Below are 24,439 nucleotides of genomic sequence, written 5' to 3'. Positions count from 1 at the left end.
AGCCGAATAAAAGCGTATCTTTGTCTAACAAGAACCAAAATCGAAACAAAAAGCTACGGAGTTGTATGATCTACTTTACCAGCGATGCTCACTTAGGTTCTCCCTATCACGAAGACCCTCGCGCCACAGAGAAACGTCTGGTGGCATGGTTAGACCAAATAGCCCCCAACGCAGAGGCTATTTACTTTTTAGGAGATATATTCGACTTCTGGTATGAGTATCGTTATGTAGTGCCTAAAGGCTTTGTACGCTTTCAAGGTAAAATTGCAGAGCTAACGGATAAAGGCATTGAAATACATTTTCTTACAGGCAATCATGATGTATGGATGAAGACATATTTCCAAGAGGAATTGGGTGTACACATCCATCATAAAGCCCTTGAAGTTACTCTTAAAGGCAAGCGTTTTCGCTTGGCTCATGGCGATGAAGAGTATCGCTATCAAAACAAAACCAACAATCTAATGTACCGACTCTTTAGAAACCGTGTAGCCAGGAGTATATTCTCGGCCATCCACCCTCGATGGACTGTAGGTTTTGCCCTCACTTGCTCGCAACAAAGCCGTCGGAAAGGATTCAAGAAAAAAGCAAAAGAAGTGGCACATACTACCCACAACCCCTACTTCTCATTGGAGGATGAGTGGCTCGTAGGGTGGACCAAAAGAGAGGCTTCACAACACCCGCAAATAGATTTCTTTCTCTTCGGACATCGCCATCTCCCATTCGACTATCTACTACCCTCGGGGCAAAGGCTCGTTGTAATGGGAGATTGGTATAAGATGGGGGAATACATCACTTGGGATGGTGAAGTACTTCTCTTGGAGGAGGCCAATACCTTGTGAATAGAACTATTATTTTCAAACCAATTAATTTCAGAAAACATGAAACAGATTAGCCTACGGATACTGCTTCCAGCTATCCTTTTCGTTATGGGACTCATCTCTTCTTGTGGTCCTAAGAAAGAAGAACCCCTTAACCTTCAACTTTCAGAAACTACCATTACTCTCTCAGTTGGCGAAAGTAAAACTCTTACTGTACGTGGCATTGGTAAAGACTACAAACTCTCTTGGTCCGTAAACAAACCTACTATTGCCAGTGTAGAAAATGGAAAAGTAACCGCCAAAGCTGTCGGAGATGCCGTTGTTACAGTACGGGTAGACTGCCCCTGTGGTAAGGTGCAAGAGTTGAATTGCCAAGTGATTGTCAATAAAGGAAATCTTCGCTACATACCTTTTGAAGATGCTAACCTGAAGCGTCTCATCTTAGAGCGATACGATATTGATAAAAACAAAGATGGAGAGTTAACACCAGAAGAGGTCGAAGGTGTAAAAGCGTTAATGTTTGAATTTGCCACCAAGGAGGAAATTGCCGAAAAAGATAAGATTAAAAGCCTAAAAGGCTTAGAGTATTTCGTCAATCTCGACTCTTTAGGGCTCAAAAATCAGTTTGTGACCAATGCTTCGCCCGTGTTCGGATTAACGCATCTTGTCTACCTACACTTGGGAAACAATGATATAGCCGAGCTTAATGTCTCTTCGATGAAACAGTTGAAAGACCTACGTGCCTATGGTAATATAAACCTCAAGCAGTTAGACCTATCTCACAATGTAGAGTTAGAGCAGCTCTATCTACAAAATGTTTCTATACCTCGTCTTGATTTGACACCTCTAAAAAAACTCACGAAAGCACTCCTTAATAAAGGACGATTAAAAGAGATTATATTTTCGGACTTACCTCTTTTGGAGCGTATCGATATGGTAGAAAACAACCTTACCACAGTAAAGGCAAAAAACCTACCTGTACTTAAAGAATTACATGCCAACAGCAATGAAATTGACAACGTAGAGCTAAAAAATTTACCCAAGTTAGAGCGCCTCAACCTCTATGGGAACAAATTGAAACAGATAGACCTGTCGGAATTACATAAGATTATGTTCCTTTTCCTATTCAATAATCCTTTGGAATCTTTGGATCTCTCGAATCAACAAGAACTCTTCCAACTATTCATCTCTAATAGTTCTTTGGAGCAATTAGATTTAAGTAAGAATCCTGCAATAGCCTCTCTCGAAGCTATTAATATGTCTAAGTTGAAGACCATCAATCTACGAAACAAAGGGTACAATGAAGAGGCAGAATACTTTATCGTAGAGAACAACAATGCACTCGAAAAGGTAATGGTAGATGCAGGAGCCGAAGAGACTCACGTGCGCAATCTCTTCAAAAATAACAGCAAGGTAACTATCGAAGCTGAATAAATTTATAGCTTCCTAAGCATAGGAGCTAACCCTTCAAAGAAAAGTAATGGCAGAAGATACCTCTTCACAAAGTATCTTCTGCCTTTTCTATGTTACCAAAATCTTTAGAAAGGTTCTCAAAAAAATCCATGCAGAAACTTCTCATTATGCGATAGTCTATATGGGATGCTTACCTTTGCGGTGCTATTAACTCCGTATGTTATTCTCTACTCGTGCCATAGTGCTCTCCAAGCATGCCTACAACGATCGTTTCTGCATTGCTCATCTCTTTACAGAGACAATGGGTATGGTATCTTATCGCATTCCTTTAGCCTCAGCAGGGAGAAAAGGAAAGGCACAACATCTACGCCGACTGATAGCCCCTTTGAGCGAATTACAACTCATCGTAGATCATAGAGAGGGGAGAGGTTTGCAGGAAATCAAGGAGCTGAGTATGCCACCATTCGTCTTAATCTTCTTAGTCATCCGACTAAGCTCTCAATAGTTCAATTCCTCTCCGAAGTACTAACTCATATTTTGCGCGATATTCCAAGCGAAGAACCGCTCTTTACCTATATAACTCGCTCTTTAGATGTATTGGAAGAAAGCTCTTCGGGTATAGCCAATTTTCATCTTGCGTTCCTCTACCAACTCTTACACTTTGTAGGCATAGCCCCTTCGGATTACAGCTATTCTCGACAATCTAAGGTATGGTTCGACCTCGCAGAGGCACGTTTTGTAGAAAAAGCCCCATTAAGTCCCTGTATTCCACCTGACGAAGTGCGTTTTCTATCCATCTTCATGCGCATTTCATACGACAATATGAAGGCCTACCGCTTCTCGGTAACAGAGAGAAGGCGTATTCTTAACTACCTACTCACCTACTATTCTCTACACTTTGCCCATATAGGGCAACTGTCATCTCCCGATGTTCTTGCACTTCTTTGAAAGATGTTAGAGTTTCTACTCCCCTAAGAAAAAAGATGTTCCAAGATTAGAAAAGATGTAGTTGAAGTGCTACACCCAACTCTAACATAAGATAATGAGGTGTGGCTCGATAGCTCTTTTCACCATCTCGCCAATCGGATAGCATACCCCAGCCACCACTTATACCTCCAAATAATCGCATACTACGATGCGAAAGAAAATAGAAATCTACAAACATCCTCCCTCCCAATTCAGAAAAGAAATCAGCTTCGGGCAAATCCTCCCAGTGGTCAATCCAATTCCAATAGGTAGAAAAACCACAAGTCCATCGCCCCTTGATAGGATAAACCCGTTCCATTTCTACCCCCCAAAACCAAGTAGGAGTCGCTCGTTTCATAGAGTGGGAAAATACCCCAGTAGTAAAACCGAAAGAACCTAAGACGGTAGATTCTCTTTCATAAAGATAGGAGAGGTTAAGCCCCAAACGAAGTGTACTAAAGAGATTATTCTTGCGAGTAAAAAGAGTGCCAGAACTTCCTCGATAGGTAAGTAAAAAAGGCTTTATCTCTTCCCAATCTGGCGTATAATTTTTCAGTGAGGAGTAAGGGTCTCGATATATTAAATCACGAACCCAATAGCCCAACTGAGCCGAAAGGATGCCTACTCCAGCTCCTGCAAAGACATCTGATATCCAATGTCTATTATTCAACACACGGCTAAAACCTGTAGCAATAGCCATAGAATAGTTTAGAGCAGAAAAATAGGGATAACGCTCCCCGTACTCTAAATCAAAAAGTTCTGCCCCTAAGAAGGCTGTTGCCGTGTGTCCTGAAGGGAAAGAATTGTACGCAGAATTATCGGGACGCAAACGTCCTACGGAGTACTTAACTCCATTGACCAAAGCCGCAGCAAAAGCTCCAGCCAGCGCATCGGCAGTTAGGAGCTGTAATTGGCTCTCACTCCTTCCCTGTACACCTGCAAGTCCCATAGAGAATTGTATGGCAAGGGGTGCAAACTGGAGGTAATCATCATAATGGTAACGAAATTTGGGCAAATGGTTGTGGCGGATATCATATACCTTTTGATCTATTTCCTGTGTAATAAGCGTACCCACTCCAAAAGGTAAAACAGCAAGAGGGATATTGATATAAGGTTTAGAAAACGTTACCGAATCAGCCTGCATATATTTTCTCTCCTCTACCTCTGCAGAAAAAGAAGAAAAAAGAGTAAGACAACCAAATGAAATGAGTAGCCAAAGCCTCAAAAACGAGTATAAACGGCTTGCTTGATACATAAAACATAGGTCGATATTGAAGCCTCATCAGCAGGCAAAGTCCCCAAGAGATACATAGGTACTTCAGGAGAGTTCAAAGCATACGATGGCTGAATATACTCCCTTGATAAGAGAGAAAAAGAATTACGCAAATAGAACTCAAGTCGCCTCCGTGTAAGCTCATCTTCGGGACGCTCTACCTCTAAAACCAAAGGCTTTTGTCGCTCTCGAGCATAAGCACAAATCTTCTCTAAAAAAACTTGTCCCATTCCACTTCCACGACGACTCGGAAAAAGAGCAAAATGCTCCCCATAAAAAAAGGAATCTAAATCCCAAAGAGTAAAAAAGCCCAACAAAGAGTCCTTCCTGTATAAAAGAAAAAGGGTAAAACGAGGCTCCGAAGAAAGCAATTGCTCAAAATCTTTCCAAGCTCTTCGCTCCGATGGAGGAAAAGCTTCCTCCATCAGAGTTCGAACTTGAGATAAAACATGTTTCTCTGTAGTGCGATAAGGACGAAAAGAAAAGTCCATTACAGAAAAGTGTTTATTGATTAACGGCTGCTATACCGGGTAATACTTTTCCCTCAATAGCTTCCAACAAAGCTCCTCCTCCCGTAGAGACATAAGAAACTCTGTCCGTTACCTCAAAAAGATGAGCACAAGCAACGCTGTCGCCACCTCCTACAAGAGAGTAAGCTCCCTTCTCTGTAGCCTTAGCAATAGACTCCGCCAAAGCTTTAGATCCTTCTCTAAAATTGCTCATTTCAAACACCCCAGCAGGGCCATTCCATAGGATAGTCTTAGCCGAAAGAATAGCCTCTTCATAAAGTTTAGCCGTTTCTGGGCCTACATCTAACCCCATCCAACCGTCGGGTATTTGGTCTACAGAAGCAAATTGGGTGTGTGCATCGTTGCTAAAAGCATCGGCTATTTTACAGTCAACTGGGAGAATAAGGCGTACCCCCTTAGACTTTGCCCTCTCTACTACAGAACGGGCTACTTCCAACTTATCGTCTTCACAGAGCGAATTGCCAATCTTGCCACCAAAAGCCTTAGCAAAAGTGAAGCTCATCCCTCCAGTAATTATAAGTGTATCTACTTTGTCCAAAAGATTTTCTATAATATCAATCTTCGAAGAGACCTTAGAGCCACCCATTATAGCCACAAAAGGACGTTGAATATTATTAAGTACTCGTTCTACAGCCTTTACTTCTTGCTCCATTAAGAAACCAAACATCTTATGCTCTTTATCGAAAGAATCGGCAATTAGTGCCGTAGAGGCATGTGCTCGATGTGCAGTACCAAAAGCATCATTTACATAACAATCTACCATTGATGCCAAGCGTTGAGCAAAGACCTTCTGACGCTCCTTCACAGCTTTCTTAGCTACTTTCTTCTCTTCCTCGGAAATATCATCTGCCAAACCTCGTGGCTTACCCTCTTCTTCTTCGTAAAAACGAAGATTTTCTAAAAGGAGTACATCTCCATTCTTGAGAGCATGAATTGCTCTCTCTACCTCCTCTCCCACAGAGTCCGCAACAAAAGCGACCTCTTTTCCCAACAATTCTGACAAATGAGGAACTAAATGACGCATCGACAAAGCCTCGCTTACCCCTTTAGGCCGTCCCAAATGAGAGGCAATAACCAAGCGACCTCCGTCTTTAATTACCTTTTGGAGCGTGGGCAAAGCAGCACGCATACGAGTATCATCGGTAATAGTCATTGCATCGTTCAGCGGAACATTAAAATCGACACGCACAAAGGTTCTCTTACCAGAGAAATTGAAATCTTGTATATTCATAGCCATTAACTAAATATGTATCATAAATACTTGTTGGGATGCCTCATTGCCCAACTACTCTTTCTTAGTAAGCGCAACAGCCCCATCGAGGAGGACAAAGAGGTTTTCCCTATCTAAAAGACTTTCTAACAGGGGTAAGTCTGCAGTAACTTCGTCAAAGAGTTTTTCTTGAGAAAGATACTGCTGTGCTGCTTTTTGAAATAAGACAAGTGCCTCAGAGTTCTTTTTCAAAGCGCAAGCCACATAGCCCGCATTTAAGAAATCACTCGCCAAAGGAGCCTCTCGATGTACAATGTCCTCATAATACCTATAAGCTCGCTCCAAGTCTCCACTAAGTAATAAACACCAAGCTATGGGACGCTGCGCCTTAATAGGCTCTGAAGAGGTAAATTCATACTTATACAAATGAGGCAAGGCATCTGCATAGGCTCCCTCTTCGATAAGAAGAGCAGAGAGTTCGAGCAAAAGTTCCTCTTGCTCTGGATAACGCTCCAAAAGGTCTCTATATAAAGTTACAGCTGTAGCAGTCTGTCCTAAATGACGATAGCAACGCGCCCATTTTTTTCGAGCTGTAAGAGAAACATCTTGAATTAAATCAGCATGTTCAAAAGCCATTATAGCTTTGGCATACTCCCCTTCAAAATAATAGCAATAAGCCATACGTACAAAGAGGGTACTATCTACGGTCTCTCGCTTAGAAAGAGCCTGAAAGAGAGATAAAGCATCTCTATAATGCCTCTTTTTGTACAAGAAAAGAGCCCCCTCTGAAAGGAGTAGATTGATATTTATATGGGGATAAAGAAAGGAAATATCGGGGGTATAATGTCGCTCAAATGGGTCTGTAAACTGCTCTCGATCAGGGTGAATTTTGCAAAATCTATAGTAATTCTCCACATACTTTTTCGTGGCGTAGAGGATAGAACGCTCGTAATCCAACTCTCGTCCCTTGGCCTCTTCGATCTGGTCTTTCAGAGCTTCGTTAGCGACATCCATAGGCATTCCTCCCACCACTAAATTGCCTCCCATGGGCATTTTATCAATAGTAGTAATGAAAGAGTAGAGATCTGAGTCGCACAACTTCTGTGAAAAGATAGGTAACATGGTACGCATAGCTTCATTACGCTCCAATACCCTAAGCACCCTTCCATGTTCTGTATCAAAAGGCAGAAACCAAGCAGAGAGATCACTAAAAAAGTAGTCTCCCTTCAAATCCTTAAAGGAAACATGCATTGTATCCGCCCCCTCTTCTTCGAGCATACCAAAGTCTCTCAATTTAGCCTCCAAAGAGAGGAGTTCAGGGTCGTCACTCTCACTCAAATCTGCTAAATCTATTTCTTCCTTATCTCCCATAACATCTCGCAATTTAGGTCCTACTTTCTTGAGTAGTCCTGGAAGATTATTTTGAATTATATCTGCCACCCGAGCCGTATCCATTGCATAGATATAACGCATCCATATAGAGAGAAAAGTCTCCTTAAAGTAAGGAGTTTGTACTACCCCATCTATCAAAGGAGATAACTCTTCTCGATATAAGGATAAACGTTCTCTGTAATGATTGAGGAAGAGAAATAGAGCAAAAACCAGTCGAACACGATAGTCTACACTACAATCTTCTCGCTCCAGCTCATGGCAGAGGAAAGAAAATTTCGAGAGGTCCCAATACTGCATCAATCCGAGCGTAAGAGCCGAGACTGCTGTCAGACGTACATACTCATCGCATTGAGCCAAAAGCCCCATCTGTTGGTTCGTAATAGTCTCTGAAGTCCAGAGAGTCTCGAAAAGGAAATTAACCAAATGATCGAAAGAACTTCTATTCTGCTCTTTCAAAGCTGGTTGGAGCAATTCCTCTAAGAGAGCCTCCAAAGACATAGCACTCTGCGCCTCGCGCACTTTCAATGTATGATAGTATTTATGGCTGGAAACATACTTCTGCTCCTCTCTATACAGTTTTTCAGAAATTACAAGCAACTCTCGCTTCATATAAAGAATGATGCGTTCCTGCTCTTTATCTTCGACTCCCTGACGCAGATAGGTAAGCATTGAGAGATAATTATCTCTTAACTGTTCTAAACGAGTCTGTACGGCATATTGCGAGGGACGTATCACCGCAGCCTGTAGTAACTCTATAGCTTGCGCTATACGTCCCGAAATGATATAGGCATTAATCGATTTTTTATTCATACGACAAAGAGTTTATAGAGCCATTATGGCAAGCCCCCTCTTAGGTAAAGAGCTTCCTTTCAGCTTGCTCTAATCGTTTATAATGACATACAAGAAGTTTGCCATCATCATCGTGTAGGTGCATTCCGTTCCCCTCACAGTATCTCCAATGCTCACATCGGACACATTCGCCCCTCTTAGCCCAAGAGCGATCTCGGTAAGGCAAAAACCTCTTTTGCCACACATTCCAAAAGTCCTCTTGTAAAGCATTGCCCTGCTTATAATCGAAACGTATGCTGGGGCAAGAGCTAATTGTACCATCGCACAAGATGGAGGCTACCTGAAGCCCTGCACTACATATATAATAGTTGTCTCGCACCTCTTTTTCAAAGCCTCCTAAGAAGCCTTCACAACCGTACGACACCTCTATTCTTCCCTCTTTATTGGTATCTCTGATAAACTCCATCAGGCGATAAAAGTCTTCGTCAGAAAGTTGCAAATTAGGGTCTTGCGCCGCACGCCCCACAGGAAATATAGTAAAAAGACGCCACTGTTTGAGCCCAATATTGATAAGATGATCTCGAAAAGTAGAGAGAGTGGAAAAGTTCATAGGATTAACACAAGTTACAACATCCCAATTGACCGTTGAAGTTTGTGCCATAAGGTGTACGGCACGCTCGGCACGAGTATAACTCTGTGGGTGTCCCCTCAGGTAATTATGTGCCTCTTCAAAACCATCTAAGCTTATAGTTAGAGTATGTAATCCACTTTTCAAAAGCATTGCCAAGCGCTCCTCATCGAGTAGCATACCGTTGGTTACTATCCCCCAAGGGTACTCTCTTTGATACAGTTCCCTACCTATCTCAGGCAAATCGGGACGGAGTAGAGCTTCACCACCCGTAAAGATGATTAAAACCTTATGAGGGTCTACGTGGGGGGTAATTGAATCTATAATCGAAAGAAATTCCTCCTTCGAAAGTTCTTTAGAATCGGAAGATACATGACAATCGCTACCACAGTGCTTACACGCCAAATTACACCGCAACGTACACTCCCAAAAGAGAGTACGTAACGGATGCTCTACTGCAAGTTTTTTACGAAGTATACGATGCCGTTCTAAACCGATACGCTGAGAAAAAGTTAGCTTAGAACCACTCATAATCTATTTTGCTATACGCTTTTAGAACTATCTCTTGCGAGTCATACGAATAGTTACCTTCTGTTCTGCTTTTTTTCGCCAACGCCCTTCTTGACTCACGTAACTATCCTTCACGCGCACGGTAATCTCTTTATTTTCCCAAAGACCATTTTGAGCACCATCGACATCAACTACACGTACCTTGCGCTCTTGATTGTTCAAGAAGTGTATTTCCTCTTCCAACTCTACCTCTCCCCTACGATTGGTATATTCTGTGTCTTTTACAACCTTGCCTTTCTCGTCCAACAATTGTACTTGGAGACCTTTGATGGGGCTATTATCATCCGAGAGAACGGTAGCTTTTACCTCAAATTCAGCCTCAGGGGTACCATACTCTACTCTGGGACCAATAGAGATACAAGAAGAAGTACCCCACCAAGCAAAGAGCGAACCTAATAGAGAAGCGACTAAAATAGAAACCTTACGATAAACTTTTTTCATAGTGTTGGTATGTTTAATTGTGTGTACTACTCTATATAGAAATAAGATTACCGTCCCTCCTTCTTACTCTCTTTTTGAAGGTCTTTGTTGGGACGATTTTGTTGCTTCTTTTCGCGTAATTGATAGGTATCATAGGGAGTGCCATACATCAAGACGGGTCTTATCTCCTCCCTCTCTTTGGGAGGTCGAGACTTCTCCATCTCCTTCTCTTCGCTCTCCATAGGCAATTGAGGCTCTACGGGTTCTCTTCCAGTTCTCTTCTTAACGCCACAAGCAACAATAAGACACGCCGAAGAGAAAGCTACGAAGACCTTTAGTCCACCCACAACTCCTTTATAGAAGTTCGAAAGAAGGCTTTTTATTTTCATTTTATAAATCTCCTGAATATGAATAACTATCCTACTCTTAAGAGCCAAAGGTAATAATTATTAACTAAAAGGTCAAACCTAACAACTGAAAGCAATCTTTACGAAAATCTATATACCAAGATAAAAATAAGGAGAGTCCGAACCTTAAACTCCATTTTTTTATTTGTCTTGACTATCTGTAGCCCTCCCTCTTCTCAAAAGGTATAATGGTTGTCCCCAAAAAGATTAAAGGTTTCAGGAGTTTGCACAGAAGGTTCGGAAAGAAAGCGCTAACCCTTTGAAAGATCCTTCTACCAGCACAGAAGTTTCTGGGTAGAAAGAGACACCAGTATCGAATAGTAAAAGAGACAAGCAAAGACAAAAGATAAGGCTATCCGTTTCGGCGGATAGCCTTATCCATAGTAATAAATCGAACAAAGCTCTAAAGAGCTTTCTCTCTATCCAATCTCAACCTTAGATTATAATCTTACGTACTTGAGTTCTCTTCAAGGAGTCTTGGATTTTGAGTACATATACTCCCTTTGTAGCTGTATAAACAAGATTATTCTCTGCAATAGCTACTCGTTGCCCAGTCATATCATACAACTCAAAGTAAAGATTTTCTCCTTGAGTTTCTGCCAACAAGGTAGTACCTTCCATACGTAAGGTATAAAGATCGGAAGGTAAAATTTCTTCAATAGCAATCTCTTTTTCTGTCTCTGCAACATTAAATTGACCCAACATCAAAGAGAAACCATATTTTGTATCATCTACAAAAGCGAGACGCACCTTTTTACCAATATAGGCTTTAAGATCTACCGCTCTATGATGGAACTTATAGTGAGCTTCTTCATAGGCACTCTCTGGAACTTCAACCATCACATCCTCTCCTTGTGTCTCAAACAAAAGTGGAGCATCCTTGAAGAGCTCTGGAGAAGTAGCAGAAGCATCTCCAATATACACCTTATAACCCTCCTTTAAAACTTCGTTTTCAGAACCGGCTTTCCATACAAAAAATGGTTTTTCTTTGGTAACCTCAAACTCTGGAGTAATGAGCCAGTGAGCGGCTGCATTGGGTTCATTCTGTACATTGACACTGCCATCTTCATTAAAAGGACGACGGAAACGAGATGTAGAATTAAAGAAACGATATTTTGTTTCACCCTTAATAGGAAATATACGATATGCCCAAGCTCTATAGATAGAGTGTCCCAGACTCTTCATTTGGATATTTGGTGTTTGCATATCCTTATTTACCATAATGAATTCTCCTCTTCTATTTGGACGGAAGAAAGTACCAGCTTTTTCTTTAAATACACTTGGAGTCAAATTTTTCTCCATGTAGATAGGTACATCAATCTCTGCATCATAGCTATCGTTAATCCACTTCAAAACAGGCATACCATAGTTTATACCATGTTTATCCTTTTCAAAAGGATGAAGACTACCTTCATTTATCTCTGCTATAAAAGCATCAGAACGCATATCTGCGTGAGTCTTAGACTCTCCATGTAAAAAAGCGATCTCAGAATCTGTAGAGTTAGGATCTACCTTAAAGAAAAAGCGATCGGCATTGTAGTAAGTCTTTTCTGACTTTTGGGGGAACTGACGTTGTACAAAACCAATTATAGGACCAAAAGTCTTCTTCGTAGCGACATAAGCCTGACCATAAGAATAACAGTTTTTGAGAGCGATCTTCTCTCCAGCAGTCCTACCATTTTCTGTAGAAACAGCAGGTGCATAAGGCCAACTTCCTGCCAAACCAGCTGCTACTCCAGTCTGCGAGCTTACATCCCCTGCATTCATACAACTTTGCATAGGAGGATAAACATAATTAAACTCTTGTCCATCAGGGCGAGTTAATGGGTATAACCCGACAATCCCTCCAACAAAACTGGTAGCAGAGTATACATCTCCAAAGTTTGCACACCCCTCTACTTTGGTATCACTTGGGCTAGCAATTATACCTCCAGCTACACCTGTAAAAGCAGCATTTCCATACGAGCGAACATTCCCATAGTTAACACACTTTTCTACCGTTGTATTTTTCAATGCAGCAGCAACAACTCCCCCTGCGACATAACGAGAGAAAAGATGCACCTTATTGCCTACTTTACAATGGCTAACAAGAGCCCCTTCTCGCATCCACCCTACTATGGTAGCTGTATGGGCAGCCCCATAAATATGGCCACTGGCTACTACAACATTCTTAATAACAGCTTTTCCTCCTATAGCTCCAAAAAGAGCTACACGGAAACGTGCTCCATTCCATTCGTCCCCATCCATTAAAAGTTGCTCTTCGGTATGAATGTTGAGGTTATAAATTTTGTGCATACCTCCATCGTACATACCATTGAAAAAACTTTCTTTTTCCCAGTTAGGAACTAATTCAGTAGCATTCCCCCCGATAGGAGTAAAGTTTTCTCCAGTAAGATGAATGTCTGCCGTTTGAGTAAAATATTTTCCTTCAAAGCTATTGTTTGCCTTATCGGCTACCATTTTTGAAAGAGTATTCAAATCTTGTTCATTGGCTATTTTATAAGGATTTCCTTCGGAACCGTCTCCTCCAGAAAATAGTTGCTGTCCCCAAGCAAAAGCTGGGAGCAATAGAGCAACCAAAAGCAATAAATAAAACTTTTTCATTAGTAAATCTGATAAATAATTTTGATTATATAAACTATATCTATTTAGAAGAAAGAATATAACACTAAAAACTCTCGCAGCCTCCCCCCCTTTGGAGCGACAGAGACTGCAAGAGTTTTTATTCAGTTTGTGTTATCAACGTACTATAACCTTGGCAGTTATTAATCGGCCATCGATCAACTCTACACGCACTACGTAAGCCCCATCTGCTAAATCTTGATTGCGAACAATAGTACCATCAATCGCAAATACCTTGAGATTGTTATAAGCAGAAGTTACATGTACAGCACGATTGGCTACATACACAATCTCTTGAGTAGCATCAAAAATAGGGGTATCAATTGAAAGAATTTCTTCGGCTGGATAATAAGCCTTAGGTTCCTTGATACGATTGGAAGCAACATTGATGATTTCGTTCTTTCCAATACGAGGATCGTTCTTTTCTACATCATCAAGTGTGGGCAACTGAACAGAATAATGTAAGAAAGCAATCACTTGGAGACCTTCTTCTACCAACTCTTTCATAGTTATAGGAGTGCCAGCCTCGTCTTCGAGAAGAAGTTGATTGTCTTGGAGAGAACCTCCAGCTTCAACACCTACCAAATCTATTGTTTTAGAGATTGTGAATTTACGGTTAGCATCAAGCTGAACAGGCATTCCCTGTAAACCAGCCTCATCCACATAACGTAAAACATTATGATGTACATAATTAGGATTAATCTTACCTCCATCTTTCTGAGCACGTGCCTTAACCGAATTCTGAACCAACATAATTGAGACATATACAGGACGAGTAGGATCGATCAATTCCGAAATTTCTCCCTCAATATCTACTTTGAGTTTTTTAGTAGCATCATCGTAAGTATCCTTCAATGCCAAGCGACCATAAGCAGGTTCGCGATATGTAGCATGATTAATCGACTTACGGAATACATCTTCTAACATATAAAGAGAAGAAACAGGTGCATAGGGATCTCTCGTTGAGAAATGAGGGTTAATCGTTCTATTAAACATACCTCCAGGGGTAAAGGCAGAACGGAATTTCAAATTTCCAGCATTTGAAACAACTCCATAAAATGGGAAAAGTTGAGAGCTGTAACTATGCTTCAAAAAGTCTCCACCTACGCTTCCCGTATGGTGAGAAACGAAGACAGTTCTATCCTTGATATACTTAAACTCAGGCTTCCCAAAACGGAATAAGAAGAAAGATTCTCCTTGTGGACAGTTGGGACAGTTTTCAGAGGTAAAGAGTTCAAACATAATGGTTCTTGGGAACACCTTTGAATGGTCTATCAACTTCGTCTTAGTTTCCAAGATAGCAGGTACTTCAAGAGTAGTTTCGTTGATTTTAGTGAAAGTTACTTTTACATCTGTTTCTCCAAACTTAGAAAGCTTTTCAAAAGGTTGGAATTCAAACTCTATAGAAGATGCAGAAGCAACAGGCTCTTTGAAATTTACAACATGCTCTTTAGTTTCTCCCGCCATTTCCACCTTAAGGTTCAATGTTTGTATCGCTTTTACCCCATCATTCTTAACAGTAGCCAAAAGAGTTACGGGTTCATGGTCGTAATACAATACCTCACTCTTTAGATCTGAGAAAGTAGCTCTATTTTGGAACTTAGGATTATTGGGGTCTGGTTCGACAATAAGTTGCATAAGCACTGCATTGTCAAGAGCAGCGTAGCGTCCAAATGGAATTAAGTCTACAGGTAAACCAGAAGCATTGTAGGCCTCCATAAAAGCATCTGGCGATTTAGTTGTTTCATCAATACGACGTCCTCCTACAAAAGTCAACCCAGATGCAGCCTCATCATAAAGGAAAGCTCCCGCAAAGAATTCTTTATCCTTTTCTATAGGGTAGGGCTCATCAAAGAATACAGAGTTCCAACCATCGTGAAAAACAGCACTCTTTGTTTTAATAAACTTAGTTTTACTCTCATCTGAGTAATTACCATCCCAGCTATCTTGCCAAGTTCTCAATCTTTCGGCAAGATAAATATGAGGTACACTTTGCTCCCATGGCACAGGAGTAAATTTGTGACCTGTATTTACTTGGGCAGCTGCAGCCACACAGAAACGGAGACCTACCACTTTACCTCCTACATACTCACTCAAAAGCTCTTTTGTGGCTTTGATGGCGGCAGAAGCATAACCTTTCTGATCTTCGGGCACACTACCAGGGATAGCCTTGTTGTAGTCAGGCTCTTCGTAATCACAATAACCTACATAGAGATATTTATTCTCGTCAGAAGGGATATTATCGAAATAAGCGGGTTCGGAGTAAAGAGATCGAGAAACGAATGTTTTCAATGCAGTTACCAAAACACTCTCACACAACACACGATAGGCAACACGCTCTCCTCTACTCTTAGCCTGTTCTACATCAAGAATATCTGGGGTGAGATCTCCAATTTCGCGACTATAAATTGTTGCAAAAGGATTAGCTGCATCTACAACATCTTCTTTAACAAGCTCATCTTTTGTGAAAGCACCTCGCATAACAGAGCGGAATCCCTTGTCCCCCTTCTTTAGATTTTGTTCTATCTTGAAAGCATCTACAAAGTCTACAGATACACGGTTCTTAACTAACACGACAAGGACATGACACCAAGTTCCTGTTTTAAAAGAGAGAGAAAATTCGTGTTCTTGTCCATCCGCAGGAACAACAAGTTCTTTAACATCAGAGATTTTCTTTGGAGGAGTTTCCTCGCCATAACCATATACAGATAGTTTGGCTGCCGTAGTCCCTGAAGCCACCTTAGCTTTGAACTTAAAAGTGAACTCCCCTCCGTTATTTTGCAAATCGTATACAGGAGAAACAATTCTTGCAAAATTTTCAATCAAATCATCTGGGATATTGGACGGTATTGCACCAGCATCTATTCGTATTGCTCCAGGCAGAGCTTTTATGTAAGACCCCCACCAAGCTCCTTGTGTTAAATAATTATCTAACCAAACTTGACCTCCAGCAGCTAAAAGTCCTGTTTCTTGCTCTGCACCTTTAACTACAGCATTTCCAACAGGATAAAGAGTATCTTCCTTCGCTTCAAACTCATGAGTTAAATGCAAACGATAGTTAGTAGTCTTAAACTCCCCTTCTACTGGAGGAACATTACGCCAAGAAGCAGAAAAACTTGTTCCCGTCACCTCTTTTGGTTTGAAAACAGTTGGTTTGGGCAAGTTGAAGCTAAGCACACCAGATGCTTGAGAGCCCTGAGCAAACGCAAAATGAGCTATTCCTAGAGAAAACAAAAGGAACAAACTCACTGTCGTTAGCCAACTAAATAGTGAATTCTTTCTAATCATAGCTTTTTTAACCTATTCAATGTATATTAAAACAAATAAAATGTACCCTGAACACTTAAGTTCAATACAATCTCTACAAAGATAAGCAATATCACTCACACAAAAGTCGTTTATAAGCTTAAATAAGAAGCATTAAGGAATTCTCATACAAGTATCTTTCATCGAACTTTGTGATGTTTCTATTGATTAGTAGAAGAAAAATCCTATCTTTGCGGACAGAATTCGGGTAATTCGTATTGCAACGAGCCCTTTATTGCTTGGGAAAATACTTTCTTTAATAGTCCTTCATTAAAGTCATCCGATTGATAAGGCTGAAGGTTTCTTTTTCTCTCTATTTTTCCCTACAAGACTAAGCTATAAAATTGCTAAGACAAATCGGTATACAACAGGACAGGCAGAATAAAGCAATAACAAATTACACAAGAAAATATCTTTGCAACCAATACTTTTATGCAACAATATACAGCCCTTGATTTAAAAGGCAAAAAAGATGAAGAGCTAATTATGATAGCTCGAGAAGTCGGACTCAGTGTGATTCCTGATGATCGAGAAACTTGCATCGAAGCTATTATCGAACGTCAGGCTTCCCTCTCTTCTACCAAAATCATAGAAAGAGGAGTAACCTCAGAAGAATCTTCTGGCAATTTGGCTCAGAAAGCAAACTCCTCTTCCAATCATAAAAAAGGGAAAAAATTAGAGGGAAATGCCCCCATCTCATCCGCTAAGATATTCAGTCATCCTGATTTACTGCCACCAACTTCTGCAAGGGGGGAAACAGACAACGACCTAATACTACCTGAACCAGAAAAAAAGAGCAGTAGCCGAAAAACATCTACTAGGGAACCGAAAGGAGTTAATGCTATACTCGACTTTGAAGTAGACAATAATATAACACCTGTACTTCCCTCTCAGATGATCTTTACAAGCTCCAAGAGCACAAATAGCGTATTAAATAGCATCTTACCAGAACTAACTTCTTTAGATTCTACTAAAGCAGAAAGTAATAAACCTAATACAGAGGCATCCAATAATACCCCAACAAAAGCTAAAATAAAAGGGAAGAATACTAAAGCCCATACAGAAGGGAGTAAAACCACTCATACGGGGTATGATTTTAATGGACAACTCTCATGCATAGGAGTACTAGAAATAATGCCAGACGGCTATGGATTTCTCCGCTCTTCTGATTATAACTATCTCACCTCTCCTGACGATGTCTATATCTCACAGCAGCAGATAAAACATTATGGGTTGAAAGCTGGAGACGTAGTAGATGGTACTATGGCATTACCTCGAGAAGGAGAAAAATACTTTCCTCTGACCTCAATCAACCGAATTAATGGACGCACCCCCAAAGAAATCCAAGATCGTGTCCCTTTCGACATGCTAACACCTCTCTTTCCTGACGAAAAATTCAAACTTGAGGTAGGTGCTGATGCTGTGGGCGTATACGACAAGACAGCTATGCGTATAGTAGACCTATTCAGCCCCATCGGTAAAGGACAAAGAGGACTTATCGTAGCACAACCGAAAACAGGTAAGACAATGCTACTTAAGGATATTGCCAATGCTATAGCCCATAACTACAACACAAAGAATAATGGGAAAGGTGGCGTTTACTTAATCATACTACTGATAGACGAGCGTCCAGAGGAGGTAACGGACATGATTAACAATGTTAATGCTGAAGTTATTGCCTCTACTTTCGATGAACCCGCAGAACGCCATGTAAAGATTGCAGAAATAGTCCTCAATAAGGCCAAAAGAATGGTTGAATGTGGACACGATGTAGTTATTCTTTTAGACTCCATCACTCGTTTAGCACGTGCGTACAACACTATACAACCAGCATCTGGGAAAGTACTTTCAGGAGGGGTAGATGCCAATGCACTACAAAAGCCTAAGCGTTTCTTCGGTGCTGCGCGTAATATACAACAAGGAGGAAGCTTGACTATTATAGCCACTGCCCTTACCGAAACAGGATCTAAGATGGACGATGTTATCTTCGAAGAATTTAAGGGCACAGGAAACATGGAATTACAACTCGACCGTAAATTAGCCAACCGTCGTCTCTTCCCTGCTATTGATATTATGGCAAGTAGTACCCGACGTGATGACCTGCTCCTTGATAAGACAATTACCTCTCGAATGTGGATACTGCGCAAGTACCTTGCCGACATGACCTCTATAGAGGCAATGGATTTTGTAAAAAATAGGATAGAACAAACCAACGACAACTTAGAGTTTTTAGCATCCATGAATAGCTAAACATCTCAACAGAAGTAACAAAAGGTCGAACTTTTTATGAAGTTTGACCTTTTTGTTTTAATAGCAAGATGAAAACTTTTGCACAGTTTTATAATCTCCTATAAAGATTATCCCAAGGGCAATGATTAGATCCTGCAAGCCATATCACCATAATATTCTAAAATAAGAGATGCTAACTCCTCCATCTGCCACATAGGTGTAGAGGTTGCTCCACAAATGCCAATCGACTCGTCATCAATAGCAGAGGGAAGCATCCTTTCCTGCAAGTCTTCCTTATCAGAAAGAAAGAAAGTTTTTTCATTAACTGCCTTACACTCCTCAAAGAGTACTTTACCATTGGAACTCTTTTTCCCTGCTATAAAAAAGATACGATTATGACGCTTGGCGAACTCCTTAATATGAGGTATACGAAGAGCTACTTGACGACAAATAGTATCGGCATAATAGAAGTATACATCCTTATGCATCCTTCTCTTAATCTCTTTGATAATTTGCTCAAAAACATCTAAAGGCATAGTCGTTTGTGAATGCAAATAGATGGGACGAGAGTAATCCAGAACGTCAAGTTCTTCAAGAGATTGTATTACAATAGCTTCGTTGTTCGTTTGTCCCACAAGTCCATTCACCTCAGCATGCCCTTTCTTTCCGAATATAACAATTTGAGCATTCAATGGCTTTCCCTCCAAATAACACCTACGTACTCGACGTTGTAACTGCAATACCACGGGGCAAGTAGCATCAACAATCGTTATCCCCTTTTGCTGTGCTATCCAATAGGTAGAGGGAGGTTCTCCATGAGCACGAAAAAGGACCTTCTGCCCTTCTAAATGCTCAAACTGACTGTAATCTATGGTTCTTAGTCCCAAATCTTGCAAACGGTCTACCTCTCGGGTATTATGGACAATATCTCCCAAACAATAGAGAGGTGCTTTTGCCTCCTTTTGCATCTCAAGCTCTGCTTTCTTGATAGCATTCACGACTCCATAGCAGAAACCCGAACGGGCATCTATTTCTATCGAAATCATACTTTCTGTTGTGCAATTACTTCATTAGCCCAAGATAAAAGCAATTGATTTTGCTCCTCTATGGAAAGAGTCGAGTTGTCTAAAATTCGGGCATCTACGGCCTTTGCCAGAGGAGAAATGGCTCGTGTAGAATCTATCCTATCACGCTCAGTCAAATTCGCAAGCACAGTTTCAAAAGAAGTTTTATCTCCTTTTTCTTGAAGTTCCTTATATCTACGCATAGCACGCACTTCGGGTCGAGCTGTAACAAATACCTTAAGCTCGGCTTGTGGAAAAACTGTTGTACCTATGTCGCGACCATCCATCACAATACCTTTCTGCTGTCCCATAGCTTGTTGCTGCGCAACCATTGCTTCTCTCACAAACCCCAGAGTACTGACAGGACTTACATGTCCAGATACCTCCATAGTACGTATTTCTTTCTCCACATCTTTCCCATTAAGAAAAGTATGCAACTCTCCATCTTCCGTCCTTTCAAACGAAATGCTCAATGAGGGTAGTTTACAACACAGAGCATCGGTATCTAAGATATCTCCCTGCCACAAATTCTCTTGTAGCGAAAAAAGAGTAACTGCTCTATACATTGCTCCCGTATCTATGTAAGTATAGTTGAGTGCTTGCGCCAAAGCCTTTGCCATTGTGCTTTTTCCACAAGAGCTGTGTCCATCTATAGCGATAATAATTTTGTCGGATGTCATAAGGGTAAATCAAAAAATAAATTCATCGTTTCCAAAATTGGTGGAAAAAGAAATCATAAAGCTCAAACTTGAAGGATGATAACGAGTAATAGCAGCCCCTATACGAAAATAATCGTGATTGAAGCCTCCTCCGAAAGAAAGTCCAGAAAAGAAGTTACCATTCAAGTGCTTTAAGTCCTGCGCTAAACGTGGGTTATACCCCATACCTAACCAGAAGCGTTCATCCATAAAATACTCAACACCTAAGGTAATATGCCGAAATGCTTTTTGTAGCAATTTGGTCTCCTCTACTCTACTTTGAATAATCTTTGGATTGAGTCCATACGCTGTTATATGAAAACGAAAGGGTGCATGACTCAGTGACTGTGAATAGCCCAAACGCAAATCCCACGCTGGAGCTGTTTTTTTGTCATGAAATCCCTTTAAAGTTACACCTGCATTGGTCAAAGCAGCCCCAAAGGAGAGTCCCTTTTCACCATCATAGTAACTAATACCTGCATCAACGGCAACGGCAAAAGCATTATAGCTCTCAATATTAGAATAGATAAGTTTCAAGGCTAATCCTCCACGCAATTTGGAAGAAAGGTCATAACTAAAAAGACCTTGAAGAGCTGCATCAGTCGCTGTAAAAGATCCCATAGCAACATTGTTTTTATCGTAAGCCTCCATCTTACCATAGTGCATGGCACGCATACCAACGGCCCAAGAGCCTCGGTCGTTTATAGGACGTCCATAAAGAGTATTGACAGAGTGTACGCCCGACATATAGTTGAGATAGGAGAGAAATAATAATCCTGATGTCTCTTCTCCAAACAAAGAAGGGTTATCAAAGGCAAGACCTGAATTACCAGCCACGTAGGTTAGAGAAAGACCTCCATTGGCAATAGTATAAGGAGTAGCGGGGATATTCAGAAACTCAAAACTATGCTCCGCTTTCTGTGCCTGCATGGCATACAAGGGCAAAAAGAAAAGAAGAAAAGTCACTGAAAGGCTCTTAATATATCTTCGCATGCTATGTGTATATCAACAATATCTTTAAGTAGTAACGCAAAATAGAAGAGAAAAAGTGTACAGTCATACTCAAAATAGGCTTCCCAAAAGAAGTGCTACAATGCATATAGAAAGTACGGAAACACCTTTCGCTGTGGAAACAAGTACCCTATTGAGAGCTTCTCCCTCATTGAGCTTCATCTGTCTAAACACTCTGAGCATAAAAAATAGATATCCCCCTAAGAGAAACATCCCCCAAAGAGAAGAGATAGGAATAAGAAGAGCAGTAGAAAGTAATAGGTTACAGAGATAAAGTAAAGGAGCTAACTCTTTCCCAAAGCGAACGATTAAGGTATTCTTACCACATGCTTTATCACTTTCGTAATCTCTATAATTGTTAACCAAAAGAATATTCACATTGGCACATCCCACAGAAACAGATAGAAGGAGAGAAGTAAGCGTAAATGTATCGGTTTGAATATAATAGGAAATAAGTCCAGGCACAATACCATAAAAGAGAAAAACTAATACCTCACCCCATCCACGATAGGCGAGAGGGAAAGGCCCTCCCGTATAGGCAATGGCTAGAACAATAATAAAAGGACCTAACCCCACCAAATACCAAGAAGAGAGTGCTACCAAAGTAATCCCTGATAAGGCTGTTAACCCCACAAGAATATACATCATACCCTTTACGGACTGATACGAAACTTTTCCCGAAGACAAAAGCCTCTCGAAACCTCTTCTATCGCTTCCATCGGCACCTTTCTTATAATCGAAAAAATCATTCGCTACATTACTCAAAGATTGAGCCAAGAGAGCGACCAATAAAGTTAGTATAGCTTGCAAATAACGCAACTCTCCCCTATCAACAAAAGCCAAAGCCAATGCTACTATAACAGGGGACAAAGAAGCCGGAAAGGTGTGAGGGCGGAGTAGATAGAGTACTTGTCGGAGCGTCATCTCTTGAAAAATAGATTATGGTATTAGAGGCATTATCCCAGCTCTGGCATTTGTCTATTGAGATTAGAAAAGAGGTGATCCGAGAGGGCAATCATAGCTCGTCGTTTATCTTCCGAAGAGACAACCAAAACTAAACTATAGTTGCTACTACCATAGCTAATCATACGAATAGGAATATCATCCACAGCCTCCAAAATACGTACCTCGAAGCCCATACGCTCCCACCCCATATCTCCCACAACGGCAAGTATAGTCATATCTTTTTGGTAAAGCACATCGGACCACTGGGAAGCTTCTTCACAGAAAAGGGCTACGGAGGGAGCTTCCTCTACCGCTATCAGATAACTATCTCCCATAATAGAGATTAAGTCGGTAACGATATTGTGCTTGGCAAGAAGCTCCGATATAGCTACAAGGCACTCTGTCATCGAAAGCCCTCCATCTATACGCAGATGACGACGAAGAGTGAGAAGAGAAATACCATCTTTCGCAGAAACAGCTTTGACCATATCTTTACTCGTCTCACAAGAGATGCGTGTGCCTGGAGCTTGAGGGTCTAACGTATAAAGCAAACGGACAGGGATGTTGGCCCTACGAGCAGGTTCTATACATGCAGGGTGTAGTATTTTCGCTCCAAAATGAGCTAATTCTGCTGCCTCTCCAAAATGAAGGCGACGCACTGGACTCGTAACATTTACAATTCGAGGGTCATTGTTGTGAAGCCCATCAATATCTGTCCATATCTGAATCTCTTGAGCATCAGCTGCCTCTCCGACAAGAGTAGCTGTATAGTCGCTCCCTCCTCTGCGTAAATTATCAATCTCTCCAAAAGCATTGATACAGATATATCCTTCAGTCAAGAAGAGTGTATTTTCTCCTTTATCTGCCTCCAAGAGAGGGGTAAGATGTTCCCTTATGTAAACAGGATCGGGTTCTCCAGCATGATTGATACGCATAAAAGAGAGGGCATCCAAGTGTACTGCATTAACCCCCTCATACTCTCGGAGCGTGAATCCCATAAGACTTGTACTCATAATCTCCCCTCGAGAGAGAATGAACTTTTCGTCATTTTGCGTAAAAGCCTCATTATGCGTTTGGTCAAGAAGCTGTTCGAAAACAGGGGTTAAAGCATCTATAGCTTCTTTTTGTAACTCCTCTTCTTCAAAAAGCTCTTCCACAACATTGTGATACCTCACTTGTAAAGCCTTTACCTGCTCTTCTGCATCTTCCCACTGCCCCTCTCGTATCGTATTGGCAATACGCACAAGAGCATCCGTTGTACCCGACATTGCAGAGAGTGTAATAATCTTTCTTCCTTCTACGGAAGCTACAAGGTGCGCCACCGAACGGATACGTTGTGCACTTCCGACTGAGGTACCACCAAACTTCAATACTATCATACCCTTCAAAGAGATTATCAAAAACTATTGTTACCCTTCGCTCTCAAGTGGATGATGAATTAAGGTACGTGTCTGTGGGTTTATCGTGTAGGTAGTAGCAGGCAACTGTTTCATAAGCTCATAATTATGTGTTGCCATCAAAACGGTAGTTCCCTTACTTGCAATTTGCTTCATCATACGACCAATAGAGAGCGATGTTTCGGGGTCAAGACCTGCAGTAGGTTCGTCCATTAAAATTAAGTCTGGACGTACTACTAATGCACGAGCAATACAAATGCGCTCTGCTTCTCCTCCCGAAAGCTCATAAGGCATCTTGTATCCCTTACCTGTCATTCCAACCTGATTCAAAGCTTCTTCGATGCGTAAAGCTCGCTCCTTTTTATCAATTTTGCTAGTAGCACGGAGCACAAAGTCTAAGTTTTTCGTCACACTACGGTCATAAAGAAGTTGGTCCTGCGACTGAAAAACAATGCCCATCCTACGGCGCATAGCCTGACGGCGACGAACATTGAGCTTACTTAAATCATATCCTAAGACACTGGCTTGCCCTCCATCGGTAAGAGCAAGTTCACCATATAGCAACTCCAGAAGAGAGCTTTTTCCCGCTCCCACAGGACCTGTCAAATAAGCAAAGTCTCCTGCTTCCATACGGAAAGTTACACTATGCAGGAGTTCATTCTCATACCTTTTTACCGAAACATTCTCGAAAAAAATAGGACTCACAGATACCGATGCATTATGTGCCATATCTTAGTTATAGATAGTTTAA

At 41.1% G+C, this 24,439-nt stretch carries 20 protein-coding genes; 5 read left to right on the top strand and 15 right to left on the bottom strand.

Annotated features, from left to right (window positions below):
- Window positions 1–65: 65 nt before the first annotated feature.
- The 4 genes from JCM15907_RS00520 (at window position 66) to recO (ending at window position 3,179) form a co-directional block, all read left to right on the top strand.
- Window positions 66–839 carry a UDP-2,3-diacylglucosamine diphosphatase gene (locus JCM15907_RS00520; protein WP_025842280.1) on the top strand — a complete coding sequence of 258 codons (774 nt, stop codon included), beginning with the start codon at window positions 66–68 and terminating at the stop codon, window positions 837–839.
- A 39-nt stretch (window positions 840–878) separates the two neighbouring features.
- Window positions 879–2,252, top strand: coding sequence for an Ig-like domain-containing protein (locus JCM15907_RS00515; protein ID WP_025842279.1), 1,374 nt, complete (start codon window positions 879–881; stop codon window positions 2,250–2,252).
- Window positions 2,253–2,448: 196 nt separating this feature from the next.
- Window positions 2,449–2,736: a recombination protein O N-terminal domain-containing protein gene (locus tag JCM15907_RS11910; protein WP_051522303.1), complete on the top strand. Its 288-nt coding sequence runs from the start codon at window positions 2,449–2,451 to the stop codon at window positions 2,734–2,736.
- Window positions 2,737–2,768: 32 nt separating this feature from the next.
- A complete protein-coding gene (recO, locus tag JCM15907_RS11905) occupies window positions 2,769–3,179 on the top strand; it encodes a DNA repair protein RecO (RefSeq protein WP_051522302.1) in 411 nt (136 codons plus the stop codon).
- Window positions 3,180–3,225: 46 nt separating this feature from the next.
- Here the strand turns inward: recO and JCM15907_RS11900 are convergent, their stop codons facing one another.
- The 9 genes from JCM15907_RS11900 to JCM15907_RS00460 form a co-directional block, all read right to left on the bottom strand.
- On the bottom strand, window positions 3,226–4,341 hold the full coding sequence (locus tag JCM15907_RS11900; protein ID WP_159099881.1) for a phosphatase PAP2 family protein: 1,116 nt from the start codon (window positions 4,339–4,341) through the stop codon (window positions 3,226–3,228).
- Between the two features lie 77 nt (window positions 4,342–4,418).
- Entirely contained in the window at window positions 4,419–4,895 is a 477-nt protein-coding gene (locus tag JCM15907_RS09885) for a GNAT family N-acetyltransferase (protein ID WP_159099880.1), read from the bottom strand.
- A 79-nt stretch (window positions 4,896–4,974) separates the two neighbouring features.
- On the bottom strand, window positions 4,975–6,231 hold the full coding sequence (locus JCM15907_RS00490; RefSeq protein WP_025842276.1) for a phosphoglycerate kinase: 1,257 nt from the start codon (window positions 6,229–6,231) through the stop codon (window positions 4,975–4,977).
- 54 nt (window positions 6,232–6,285) lie between these two features.
- A complete protein-coding gene (locus JCM15907_RS00485) occupies window positions 6,286–8,412 on the bottom strand; it encodes a tetratricopeptide repeat protein (RefSeq protein ID WP_025842275.1) in 2,127 nt (708 codons plus the stop codon).
- 40 nt (window positions 8,413–8,452) lie between these two features.
- Window positions 8,453–9,550 carry a TIGR04133 family radical SAM/SPASM protein gene (locus tag JCM15907_RS00480; RefSeq protein ID WP_025842274.1) on the bottom strand — a complete coding sequence of 366 codons (1,098 nt, stop codon included), beginning with the start codon at window positions 9,548–9,550 and terminating at the stop codon, window positions 8,453–8,455.
- Window positions 9,551–9,577: 27 nt separating this feature from the next.
- Complete coding sequence (locus tag JCM15907_RS00475) at window positions 9,578–10,030, bottom strand: radical SAM-associated putative lipoprotein (protein WP_025842273.1); 453 nt, start codon at window positions 10,028–10,030, stop codon at window positions 9,578–9,580.
- A 47-nt stretch (window positions 10,031–10,077) separates the two neighbouring features.
- Complete coding sequence (locus JCM15907_RS00470) at window positions 10,078–10,398, bottom strand: hypothetical protein (RefSeq protein WP_025842272.1); 321 nt, start codon at window positions 10,396–10,398, stop codon at window positions 10,078–10,080.
- A gap of 453 nt (window positions 10,399–10,851) precedes the next feature.
- A complete protein-coding gene (locus JCM15907_RS00465) occupies window positions 10,852–13,020 on the bottom strand; it encodes a T9SS-dependent choice-of-anchor J family protein (RefSeq protein WP_025842271.1) in 2,169 nt (722 codons plus the stop codon).
- Between the two features lie 135 nt (window positions 13,021–13,155).
- A complete protein-coding gene (locus JCM15907_RS00460) occupies window positions 13,156–16,326 on the bottom strand; it encodes a hypothetical protein (protein ID WP_148297407.1) in 3,171 nt (1,056 codons plus the stop codon).
- 450 nt (window positions 16,327–16,776) lie between these two features.
- On the opposite strand from JCM15907_RS00460, the gene rho reads away from it, so the two are divergent.
- On the top strand, window positions 16,777–18,594 hold the full coding sequence (gene rho / locus JCM15907_RS00455) for a transcription termination factor Rho (RefSeq protein ID WP_025842269.1): 1,818 nt from the start codon (window positions 16,777–16,779) through the stop codon (window positions 18,592–18,594).
- 125 nt (window positions 18,595–18,719) lie between these two features.
- Here the strand turns inward: rho and JCM15907_RS00450 are convergent, their stop codons facing one another.
- The 6 genes from JCM15907_RS00450 to JCM15907_RS00425 all read right to left on the bottom strand — a co-directional run bounded on the left by JCM15907_RS00450 (window position 18,720) and on the right by JCM15907_RS00425 (window position 24,417).
- The gene (locus tag JCM15907_RS00450) at window positions 18,720–19,619 is read right to left on the bottom strand and encodes a 4-hydroxy-3-methylbut-2-enyl diphosphate reductase (protein WP_025842268.1); all 900 of its coding nucleotides are present in this window, start codon (window positions 19,617–19,619) and stop codon (window positions 18,720–18,722) included.
- Window positions 19,616–20,317 (bottom strand): (d)CMP kinase, encoded by a 702-nt coding sequence (gene cmk / locus JCM15907_RS00445; RefSeq protein ID WP_025842267.1) that lies wholly within the window; start codon window positions 20,315–20,317, stop codon window positions 19,616–19,618. Before cmk ends, JCM15907_RS00450 begins: the two co-directional genes overlap by 4 nt.
- A gap of 9 nt (window positions 20,318–20,326) precedes the next feature.
- Entirely contained in the window at window positions 20,327–21,328 is a 1,002-nt protein-coding gene (porQ, locus tag JCM15907_RS00440) for a type IX secretion system protein PorQ (protein WP_025842266.1), read from the bottom strand.
- A 69-nt stretch (window positions 21,329–21,397) separates the two neighbouring features.
- A complete protein-coding gene (gene menA, locus JCM15907_RS00435; RefSeq protein WP_025842265.1) occupies window positions 21,398–22,270 on the bottom strand; it encodes a 1,4-dihydroxy-2-naphthoate octaprenyltransferase in 873 nt (290 codons plus the stop codon).
- 32 nt (window positions 22,271–22,302) lie between these two features.
- On the bottom strand, window positions 22,303–23,670 hold the full coding sequence (locus JCM15907_RS00430; protein WP_025842264.1) for an aspartate kinase: 1,368 nt from the start codon (window positions 23,668–23,670) through the stop codon (window positions 22,303–22,305).
- A 30-nt stretch (window positions 23,671–23,700) separates the two neighbouring features.
- Window positions 23,701–24,417: a cell division ATP-binding protein FtsE gene (locus JCM15907_RS00425; RefSeq protein ID WP_036885283.1), complete on the bottom strand. Its 717-nt coding sequence runs from the start codon at window positions 24,415–24,417 to the stop codon at window positions 23,701–23,703.
- Window positions 24,418–24,439: the final 22 nt, after the last annotated feature.

This window comes from Porphyromonas gingivicanis JCM 15907, assembly GCF_000614585.1.
Classification (GTDB): domain Bacteria; phylum Bacteroidota; class Bacteroidia; order Bacteroidales; family Porphyromonadaceae; genus Porphyromonas; species Porphyromonas gingivicanis.
The sequence above is the reverse complement of the archived record's forward strand: the minus strand, read 5'-3'. Positions and strand labels throughout refer to the sequence as shown.

Excerpts from the sequence above, each read along its gene's own strand:
- menA (WP_025842265.1), bottom strand. The coding sequence starts at position 22,270 with ATGACGCTCCGACAAGTACTCTATCTACTCCGCCCTCACACCTTTCCG.
- JCM15907_RS00470 (WP_025842272.1), bottom strand. The coding sequence starts at position 10,398 with ATGAAAATAAAAAGCCTTCTTTCGAACTTCTATAAAGGAGTTGTGGGT.
- JCM15907_RS11900 (WP_159099881.1), bottom strand. The coding sequence starts at position 4,341 with ATGCAGGCTGATTCGGTAACGTTTTCTAAACCTTATATCAATATCCCT.
- JCM15907_RS00480 (WP_025842274.1), bottom strand. The coding sequence starts at position 9,550 with ATGAGTGGTTCTAAGCTAACTTTTTCTCAGCGTATCGGTTTAGAACGG.
- JCM15907_RS00465 (WP_025842271.1), bottom strand. The coding sequence starts at position 13,020 with ATGAAAAAGTTTTATTTATTGCTTTTGGTTGCTCTATTGCTCCCAGCT.
- JCM15907_RS09885 (WP_159099880.1), bottom strand. The coding sequence starts at position 4,895 with ATGGAGGAAGCTTTTCCTCCATCGGAGCGAAGAGCTTGGAAAGATTTT.
- JCM15907_RS00515 (WP_025842279.1), top strand. The coding sequence starts at position 879 with ATGAAACAGATTAGCCTACGGATACTGCTTCCAGCTATCCTTTTCGTT.
- cmk (WP_025842267.1), bottom strand. The coding sequence starts at position 20,317 with ATGACATCCGACAAAATTATTATCGCTATAGATGGACACAGCTCTTGT.
- JCM15907_RS00460 (WP_148297407.1), bottom strand. The coding sequence starts at position 16,326 with ATGATTAGAAAGAATTCACTATTTAGTTGGCTAACGACAGTGAGTTTG.
- JCM15907_RS11910 (WP_051522303.1), top strand. The coding sequence starts at position 2,449 with ATGTTATTCTCTACTCGTGCCATAGTGCTCTCCAAGCATGCCTACAAC.
- JCM15907_RS00450 (WP_025842268.1), bottom strand. The coding sequence starts at position 19,619 with ATGATTTCGATAGAAATAGATGCCCGTTCGGGTTTCTGCTATGGAGTC.
- JCM15907_RS00430 (WP_025842264.1), bottom strand. The coding sequence starts at position 23,670 with ATGATAGTATTGAAGTTTGGTGGTACCTCAGTCGGAAGTGCACAACGT.
- JCM15907_RS00475 (WP_025842273.1), bottom strand. The coding sequence starts at position 10,030 with ATGAAAAAAGTTTATCGTAAGGTTTCTATTTTAGTCGCTTCTCTATTA.
- JCM15907_RS00520 (WP_025842280.1), top strand. The coding sequence starts at position 66 with ATGATCTACTTTACCAGCGATGCTCACTTAGGTTCTCCCTATCACGAA.
- JCM15907_RS00425 (WP_036885283.1), bottom strand. The coding sequence starts at position 24,417 with ATGGCACATAATGCATCGGTATCTGTGAGTCCTATTTTTTTCGAGAAT.
- JCM15907_RS00490 (WP_025842276.1), bottom strand. The coding sequence starts at position 6,231 with ATGAATATACAAGATTTCAATTTCTCTGGTAAGAGAACCTTTGTGCGT.
- porQ (WP_025842266.1), bottom strand. The coding sequence starts at position 21,328 with ATGCGAAGATATATTAAGAGCCTTTCAGTGACTTTTCTTCTTTTCTTT.
- JCM15907_RS00485 (WP_025842275.1), bottom strand. The coding sequence starts at position 8,412 with ATGAATAAAAAATCGATTAATGCCTATATCATTTCGGGACGTATAGCG.
- rho (WP_025842269.1), top strand. The coding sequence starts at position 16,777 with ATGCAACAATATACAGCCCTTGATTTAAAAGGCAAAAAAGATGAAGAG.